The sequence below is a fragment of the Pseudomonas sp. P5_A2_2 genome, from assembly GCF_054177685.1.
On record NZ_JBGCUL010001175.1, the window covers coordinates 1 to 1,264 of the forward strand.

At 63.0% G+C, this 1,264-nt stretch carries 1 protein-coding gene; it reads right to left on the reverse strand.

Annotation, left to right across the window (positions count from 1 at the left end; translation table 11 throughout):
* Window positions 1-93: 93 nt before the first annotated feature.
* Window positions 94-1,264 (reverse strand): penicillin acylase family protein (locus ACXRVY_RS29850; RefSeq protein WP_458239053.1); only part of this gene is annotated, 1,171 nt, incomplete at its 5' end.

Sequence of the window (1,264 nt, forward strand, 5' to 3'; positions counted from 1 at the left end):
CAGGGATCTTTGTTGAGCACAAATTTTGTGAACAACAGAAAAACCTGTGGGAGCGAGCTTGCTCGCGATGGGGCCAGCCCGGCCAGCAAAAATCTACGGTACAGCCCGCGCCGGCAACAGCTTCAAGGTGCTGCGCGTATTGGCCGTGACTTCTTCGTCATTAAGATGCGCCTGGAAGTACATCCCCTCGATGTAGGCCTCGGCCTGATCATCATAGTGACTGTCGAACAGTACGCCGCTCTGGCCGACCGGGTTGACGGTCAGGCTGTGGGCCGGGTCGGCGAAGTCGATCAGGCGCCGGGTCGAAGGGCCGTAGGTGACAGGCCACGGAGCCGGGCCGATCTTCGCCGAGAGGTTGTTCGGCACTTCATGGGTGCCGGGTGCGGCGAAGGGGCCGACGTTGAAGATCRGGTCCAGCGGCTTTTGCTGCCCCAGCGGATGGCCATGGGTCAATGTGTGCGCCTTGCCCCACTGCCATTGCGCGAAGTCTGCACMGAGGGTGGTCTTGAGGTGCGCGATGCTGGCTTGCCAGGCCGCCTTGACCGTATCGGCACGGGTTTCCTTGCCGAGTGTGCCGCGGTTGTCCCACCACGGCGAATCGGCGCTGGCGGCCAGGCGGGGTAACGCGGCGTCGATCACCCGGGTCGAGAGCAGCGTCTCGAAGAAGTCGTTGCCCAGCTCATCGCGCATCGTCGCGTCAGCCAGGTTGAACAGGAACTGGTTGAACAGCGTGGCGCTGGTGGAGTCGAGCGGGTAATCGCCTTTCCACAGGGCCAGTTGCTCCACCAGTTTGAGTTCGGCGGGATCGCTCACCACTTCGCGCAACACCGGCAACAGCGGTGCCAACAGGCGCGGGCCATAGGCGGTGGTGGTGCCCAGTTRCAGCTGCTGGCTGTTTTCCAGGTTCCATTTGACGGCTTTGTCGCTGAGTTGGCGATTGAGCTGCTGGCCACGATCGGCAAGGTTGTAGTAGCCGGGAATTTCCATGCCGGTCGGCGATAGCGGCTGAAAGTTGGCCGAAACAATGTAGCCGCGCGCCGGGTTTTCTTCCTGGGGGTTGGCCGAGAACGGGTAGAAGCCGTCCTTGTCCGCCTCGGCGGTGCTGCCGTCGAGGATGAACCACGGACGTACGCCCGCCGGACGTTTAGGCAATTGCGCCGCCGCCCACCAGCCGATGTCACCCTTGGTATTGGCCCAGACAACGTTCAGGCCTGGCGCCTGGATTTTTGCCGCGGCACCACGGGCCTTGGCCAGGGTGTCGGCG